Below are 6,448 nucleotides of genomic sequence, written 5' to 3'. Positions count from 1 at the left end.
CTCCTCGCCGCCGTGGCGATCGTCGCGGCGGCCGTCGGCGGCGGGACCGCCTACGGCATCCAGGAGCTCACCGGCCCGCGGACGGTCGCCGACGGCGGCGCCGGGCAGCCCAACGCGGTCCCGGCCGCCCAGAAGGGCACGGTGGCCGGCGTCGCCGACGCCGTGAGCCCGAGCATCGTCGAGATCAAGGCCACCTCCGGCGCGGGGTCCTCCACCGGCTCCGGCGTGATCATCAGCGAGGACGGCGAGGTCGTCACCAACAACCACGTCGTCGCCGGCGCCTCCTCGGTCGAGGTGCGCACCAGCGACGGCACCACCTACACCGCGAAGGTCGTCGGCACCGACAGCAAGGAGGACCTGGCGCTGATCAAACTCCAGGACGCCTCGGGCCTGAAGGCCGCCACCCTCGGCGACTCCGACCGCGTGAAGGTCGGCGACCAGGTGGTCGCGATCGGCTCCCCCGAGGGCCTGACCGGCACCGTCACCAGCGGCATCGTCTCGGCGCTCGACCGCGACGTGACCGTCGCGACGGGCGAGGGCCAGGAGCAGCAGCAGTGGCGGCAGGGCGACGGCTGGCCCTTCGAGTACGGCGGCCGGCAGTTCAACGGCGGCACCGGCGGCTCCACCACCACCTACCAGGCCATCCAGACCGACGCCTCCCTCAACCCGGGCAACTCCGGCGGCGCGCTGATCGACATGAACGGTGCCGTCATCGGCATCAACTCCGCGATGTACTCGGCGGGCGGCTCGTCCTCCGACGCGGGCAGCGCGGGCCTCGGCTTCGCCATCCCGGTGAACACCCTCAAGGCGGACCTGCCCACGCTGCGCGCGGGCACCGCCGGCTGAGCCACGGCGGCCGAGGGACGTGCGAGGCTGGGATCCCGGGCCGCGCACCGGCGACGGGACCGGCCCGGGGACCCCGGCCCCGCGTACCCGCCGTGGCGGCCGCCGGCGGACGGCGCGCACCCGCTCCCGCCGCCGGACGTCGTCACGGCCTCCCGGGCGGCCGGACACCCCGACCTCCCCCCGTCCCGCCGACGAAGGAACCCGACTCCATGAGCCCCGTGCCCGCCGAAGGCGACCGTGACCGTGACCCCCAGCGCATCCTGATCGTCGACGACGAGCCGGCCGTGCGGGAGGCGCTCCAGCGCAGCCTGGCCTTCGAGGGGTACGACACCGAGGTCGCCGTCGACGGCGCCGACGCCCTGGAGAAGACCGCGGCCTACCGGCCCGACCTGCTCGTCCTCGACATCCAGATGCCCCGCATGGACGGCCTGACGGCGGCCCGCCGCATCCGCGCCACCGGCGACACCACCCCCGTCCTGATGCTGACGGCCCGTGACACCGTCGGCGACCGGGTCACGGGACTGGACGCCGGGGCGGACGACTACCTCGTCAAGCCGTTCGAGCTGGACGAGCTGTTCGCCCGCATCCGGGCGCTGCTGCGCCGCAGTTCGTACGCGGCGGCCGTGGCGGCCTCGGCGGAGACGGACGACGTCCTCACCTTCGCGGACCTCAGCATGAACCTGGTGACGCGGGAGGTGCGGCGGGGCGGGCGGTCGGTGGAGCTGACCCGCACCGAGTTCACCCTGCTGGAGATGTTCATGGCGCACCCGCGCCAGGTGCTCACCCGCGAGCAGATCCTGAAGGCGGTGTGGGGCTTCGACTTCGAGCCGTCGTCCAACTCACTCGACGTCTACGTCATGTACCTGCGCCGCAAGACCGAGGCGGGCGGCGAACCGCGCCTGGTGCACACCGTGCGGGGCGTGGGCTACGTGCTGCGGCAGGGCGGCGCGGAGTGAGCGGTCTGCTGCGCCGGTTCCGCACGCTGCCGATGCGGGCCCGGCTGTCCCTGCTGGTGGCGGCCGCGGTCGCGTCCGCCGTGGCGGCGGTGTCCGTGACGTGCTGGTTCATCGTGCAGGGCAAGCTGTACGAGCAGCTCGACAAGGACCTGGAGAAGGCCACCGTCCTGCAGGGGCCGCAGCGCGAGGGCGAGATCCGCAGCGCCCTCAACACCTGCACGGCCACGCCCCGCGACACCGTCGACGGCAGCTTCCAGGACACCTACTCCCAGGTGGTCCGCTCCGACGGCACCGTCTGCCTGTTCCCCAGCTCGGCGGGCCGCATCGACGTCACCCGGTCCGACCGGGAGGTCATCGCGAGCGCGGGCAGCGCCTCGTCGGGCGTGCACCGCGACGGCACCGACCAGAACGGCGACCCGGTCCGCGTACTGACCCTGCCCCTGGTGATCAACAACCCGACCACGCTGACGAGTTCGAAGGCGGCCGTCCTCGTCGCGGTCCCCCTGAAGGGCACCGAGTCCACGCTCGACGACCTCGCCCTGATCCTGCTGCTCGTCTCCGGCGTCGGAGTGGTCGGCGCCTCCGCCGCCGGTCTCGCCGTCGCCCGGGCCGGCCTGCGGCCCGTCGACCGGCTCACCGAGGCCGTCGAACACGTGGCCCGCACCGAGGACCTGGGCGTGCGCATCCCCGTGGACGAGGAGTCCGACGACGAGATCGCCCGCCTGTCCCGCTCCTTCAACTCCATGACGTCCGCCCTGGCCAGCTCCCGCGACCTGCAGCAGCAGCTCATCGCGGACGCCGGGCACGAGCTGCGCACGCCCCTGACCTCCCTGCGCACCAACATCGAACTCCTCACCCGCAGCGAGGAGACCGGCCGCCCGATCCCGCCGGCCGACCGCGCGGCCCTGCTCGCCTCGGTGAAGGCGCAGATGACCGAACTGGCCGCCCTCATCGGCGACCTGCAGGAACTGTCCCGCCCCGACACCGGCCAGCACTCCGGCCGCACCCGGATCGTCGCCTGGCACGACACCGTCGAGGCGGCACTGCGCCGCGCCCGGCTGCGCGGGCCCGGCCTCACCCTCGACGCCGACCTCCACCCCTGGTACGTCCGCGCCGAACCCAGCGCGCTGGAACGCGCCGTGGTCAACATCCTCGACAACGCGGTGAAGTTCGGCCCGCCCGGCACGGCCGTCGACGTCCGCCTGGCCGACGGCGTCCTCACCGTCCGCGACCACGGCCCCGGCATCCCCGCCGACGAACTGCCCCACGTCTTCGACCGCTTCTGGCGCTCCCCCACCGCCCGCGCCCTGCCCGGCTCCGGCCTCGGCCTGTCCATCGTGGCCCGCACGGTCCAGCAGGCCGGCGGCGAGGTCTCCCTCACCCCCGCCCCCGACGGCGACGGCACGGTGGCGACGGTACGACTCCCGGGGGCCCCGACGCCGCCGCCGGAGGTGCCGTAGGCACGCCCGGGCGGGGCCGGACATGCGCCGGGGCCGGTACCGGGCGCGGCTGCGTCCCGTACCGGCCCCCGCGGGGTCAAGCGGTCACTGCACGATGGTGATGCGGTCCGCGGCCGGCGGGGCCAGCGGGGAGGAGGCCGAGGAGTTGGCCGTGAGGTACTGCTCCAGGGCCGTCAGGTCGTCCGCGCCGACCAGGTCGCCCGTGCCCTCGCCCAGGGTGGGGAAGCCGTCGCCGCCGCCCGCCAGGAAGCTGTTGGTGGCGACGCGGTAGGTGGCGGACGGGTCGATCGGGGAGCCGTCGAGCTCGATCGAGTCCGTGACCACGCGGTCCGCGCCCGTCCGGGTGAGGTCCAGGGTGTAGGTGAGGCCGGAGGAGACCTGGAGGATCTTCGGGGCGGCCTCGTTGGGGCCGCTGACCTGCTCCTTGAGCGCCTGGATCAGCTGGGCGCCGGTGAAGGTCTGGAGGTTGACCGTGTTGGCGAAGGGCTGCACGGTGAACGCCTCGGCGAAGGTGACCACGCCGTCGCCCTCGCTGCCGCTCGCCGCGTGGGTGAGGGAGGCGCGGATGCCGCCCGGGTTCATCAGCGCCAGGTCGGTCTCCGGGTCCAGCGTCCGGCCGTACTCCAGCTGGGCGTCGGCGATGAGGTCACCGAGCGGGGACTCGGTGCCGTCCCGCACGATGTCACCGGAGATGTAGCCGATCGGGCGGTTGCCGATGGGGGCCGCGAGGGTGTTCCACTTGTCGATCAGGCGGGTCATGTCGGGCGCCTTGGGGACGTCCCGGGTGACGACGTGGTTCGCGGACTTCACGGCCGTGCGGGCGATGTCACCGGTGCGGCGGTCGTAGGTGAGCGTGGTGTCCGTGTAGAGGCGGCCGAAGGACGCGGCCGAGGTGACCGTGCGGGGCTTGCCCGACGGGTCGGGGATGGTGCAGGCGTACGCGGCGTGCGTGTGGCCGGTGACCAGGGCGTCCACGTCGGACGTGACGTTCTTCGCGATGTCCGCGATCGGGCCGGAGATGCCGTCGCCGGCGCCCGGGGAGTCGCAGTCGTAGTTGTAGTCCGGGGAGGCCGGGAAGCCGCCCTCGTGGATCAGCGCCACGACGGACTTGACGCCCTTGCGGCGCAGTTCCTTGGCGTACTTGTTGATCGTGACGACCTCGTCCTTGAAGGACAGGCCCTTGACGCCCTCGGCGGAGACGATGTCCGGGGTGCCCTCCAGGGTCACGCCGATGAAACCGATCTTGACGTCCCGCTTCTTCCACACCCAGTAGGGCTTCAGCAGCGGCTTCTTCGACTTGTCGTCGATGACGTTCGCGGCCAGGTAGGGGAAGTCGGCGCCCTTGAACTTCTTGTCCGCGTAGCAGCCGTCGGTGGGGTGGCAGCCGCCGTTCTGCAGGCGGCGCAGCTCGCGCGCGCCCTCGTCGAACTCGTGGTTGCCGACCGAGGTGACGTCGAGGTCCAGCTTGTTCAGCGCCTCGATGGTGGGCTCGTCGTGGAAGAGGCCCGACAGCAGCGGGGAGGCGCCGACCATGTCGCCGCCGGCCGCGGTGACGGAGTACTGGTTGCCCTTGCGGGCCTCGCGCAGGTGCGTGGCGAGGTACTCGACGCCGCCCGCGTCGATGGTCTTCGTGGTGCCGTCCGGCTGCTGCTCGGTGACCCGGCCCGAGGAACCCGTCGGGGGTTCCAGGTTGCCGTGCAGGTCGTTGAAGGACAGCAGCTGCACGTCCTGGTAGCGGCCCGGGTGGTGGCCCTGCGAGCCGCCCTTGCCGCCGTGGTGCTCGCCCGCGCTCGCCGACCCGGGCAGGGCCGCGGCGGCCAGCGCCCCGGCGGTGAGCACACCGGCGGCGGCGAGGAGACGGTTCGTACGGCGTCTGCGGCGCGGCTGGTGCGCCGGGGATGTGGCTGGCATACGCCCCCCTGTGGGTCAACGTGGGTCTGGACGGGGCCGTGGGACACGGCGGACCGCCCGGCGCAGCCTAGAGTCAACGCGCGTAGCGCGACAGGGGTTTCCGGTTACAGCCTGGTCTATCTTTCGCGCGCCGGGTGGACCCGGCCGTCCCGGCGGTGCGCAGCGCGGGCCCGCCGGCCCCGCTCGCCGCCCGCCGGTTCCCGGCCCCGCCCCTTACCCTCGTACGCATGACCAGCGACGACATCGCACGGCCCGGAAGCCCCCGTTCGCTCCAGACCCTCGACACGCTCACCCCGGAGCAGACCGAGGCGGTGCTCGCCCTGCTCGCGGAGGCCGCCCGGACCGACGGGCAGCAGGCGGTGTCCGAGCAGGGGCGGCTGCAACTGCGCGGCGGCCGGCGCGAGGGCGTGTCCCACCTGCTGCTCTCCGTCGACGGTGAACTCGTCGGCTACGCCCAGCTGGAGGACACCGACCCGGTGGAGCCGCCCGCCGCCGAACTGGTCGTGCACCCCTCGCACCGCGGCCGGGGCCACGGACGGGCCCTGGGCACCGCGCTGCTCGCCGCCTCCGGCAAGCGGCTGCGGGTCTGGGCGCACGGCGGCCACTCCGCGGCCCGGCACCTCGCCCAGGTCCTCGGGCTGACCCTGTTCCGGGAACTGCGGCAGATGCGGCGGCCGTTGACCAACTTCCCGCTGCCCGACGCGGCACCGCCGGAGGGGGTGAGCGTGCGCACCTTCGTGCCCGGGCAGGACGACGCCGCCTGGCTCGCGCTGAACGCCGCCGCCTTCGCCCACCACCCCGAGCAGGGCTCGCTCACCCAGCGGGACCTCGACGACCGCAAGGCCGAGCCCTGGTTCGACCCCGAGGGCTTCTTCCTCGCCGAACGGGACGGCCGGCTCGTCGGCTTCCACTGGACCAAGGAGCACCGGGAGGAGGGCCTCGGCGAGGTGTACGTCGTCGGGGTCGGCCCGGACGCGCAGGGCGGGGGACTCGGCAAGTACCTCACCACGGTCGGCCTGCGGCACCTCGCCGACCGCGGCCTGCCCACGGCGATGCTGTACGTCGACGCGGACAACAAGGCGGCCGTGTCGGTGTACGAGCGCCTGGGGTTCACCACCCACGAGACCGACCTCATGTACCGCACGGAGACCTGACCCACGTCCGGAATCCGGCCGACAGCACGGGGACCTGACGGTGGCCCCGGGAGGCCCCCGCCGGGCGGCTTCCCGGGGGCCGCCGTCACGGCCGCGCCCCGCTCGGGCGGCCCGCCCGCCC

At 73.7% G+C, this 6,448-nt stretch carries 5 protein-coding genes; 4 read left to right on the top strand and 1 reads right to left on the bottom strand.

The window, feature by feature from the left end; all coding sequences use genetic code 11:
• The 3 genes from G3I53_RS02975 to G3I53_RS02965 all read left to right on the top strand — a co-directional run.
• Positions 1-846: trypsin-like peptidase domain-containing protein (locus G3I53_RS02975; protein WP_164437992.1), on the top strand; the 846-nt coding region annotated here is incomplete at its 5' end.
• 209 nt (positions 847-1,055) lie between these two features.
• Positions 1,056-1,802, top strand: coding sequence for a response regulator transcription factor (locus tag G3I53_RS02970; protein WP_164337848.1), 747 nt, complete (start codon positions 1,056-1,058; stop codon positions 1,800-1,802).
• A complete protein-coding gene (locus G3I53_RS02965) occupies positions 1,799-3,262 on the top strand; it encodes a HAMP domain-containing sensor histidine kinase (protein WP_164337849.1) in 1,464 nt (487 codons plus the stop codon). Before G3I53_RS02970 ends, G3I53_RS02965 begins: the two co-directional genes overlap by 4 nt.
• An 84-nt stretch (positions 3,263-3,346) precedes the next feature.
• Here the strand turns inward: G3I53_RS02965 and G3I53_RS02960 are convergent, their stop codons facing one another.
• Positions 3,347-5,173: a bifunctional metallophosphatase/5'-nucleotidase gene (locus G3I53_RS02960; RefSeq protein WP_164437991.1), complete on the bottom strand. Its 1,827-nt coding sequence runs from the start codon at positions 5,171-5,173 to the stop codon at positions 3,347-3,349.
• Between the two features lie 227 nt (positions 5,174-5,400).
• On the opposite strand from G3I53_RS02960, the gene mshD reads away from it, so the two are divergent.
• Entirely contained in the window at positions 5,401-6,327 is a 927-nt protein-coding gene (mshD, locus tag G3I53_RS02955) for a mycothiol synthase (RefSeq protein WP_164334401.1), read from the top strand.
• Positions 6,328-6,448: the final 121 nt, after the last annotated feature.

Origin of the sequence: Streptomyces sp. SID14436, from assembly GCF_010548465.1 — a bacterium.
Taxonomy (GTDB): domain Bacteria; phylum Actinomycetota; class Actinomycetes; order Streptomycetales; family Streptomycetaceae; genus Streptomyces.
Note: the sequence above shows the minus strand (reverse complement) of the source record. Positions and strands in the feature narration are given on the sequence as shown.